The following is a 758-nucleotide window of genomic DNA, read 5'->3' on the forward strand; positions in this document are numbered from 1 at the left end:
CGCAGTGCGATCACGGTGAGCATGATCGTGCCCATGATCACGTGAGCGCCGTGAAAGCCCGTGAGCATGAAGAACGTCGAACCGTAGATACCGGTACCGAGCTGCAGGTTCATGTGGGTCCAGGCCTCGAAATACTCGTAGGCCTGCAGGCTCACGAACGAGGCACCGAGCAGGATGGTGGCGATCATCGCCAGCACCAGCTTGCCGCGCTCACCGGCCTTGAGCGCGTGGTGACCGATAGTCAGCGTCACGCCGGAGGTCAGCAGGATGATGGTGTTGATGCTCGGCAGCGGCCACGCACCCATGGGTTCGAATTCGAGCCCGGTCATGCCCGGGCCGGCGGTCGGCCAGTTGAGGGCCACCGAATCCCACAGGACCTTGCTGGTGGCCGGGTCGGCACCGCCGAGCCACGGCACGGAGAGCATCCGCGCATAGAACAGCGCGCCGAAGAACGCGCCGAAGAACATCACCTCGGAGAAGATGAACCAGATCATCCCCCAGCGGAAGGAGATGTCCACCTGGTCGCTGTACAGCCCCGACAGCCCCTCGCGGATGACACTGCCGAACCACCCGAAAAAGACCACGACCATGATCGCCAGGCCGATGCCAAGCGCATACGGCCCCCACGAGAGGCTCTGCAGGTAGCCGGCCCCGCCGGCGCCCATGCAGGCCAGTCCGGCGCTGGCCACCAGCGGCCAGTAGCTGTAGTCGGGGACGTAATACCCCCCACCCTGTGCGTGTGCCATCGATCCCATCCT

The 758-nt window shown here is 64.8% G+C and carries 1 protein-coding gene; it reads right to left on the reverse strand.

From position 1 onward, the window contains the following. Nucleotides 1–746, reverse strand: a 746-nt coding sequence (locus G7A99_RS22600) for a cytochrome c oxidase subunit 3 (RefSeq protein WP_163144266.1), incomplete at its 3' end; no start/stop codon positions are given. Between the last annotated feature and the right edge of the window lie 12 nt (nt 747–758).

The sequence above is a fragment of the Arhodomonas sp. KWT genome (assembly GCF_010993615.1).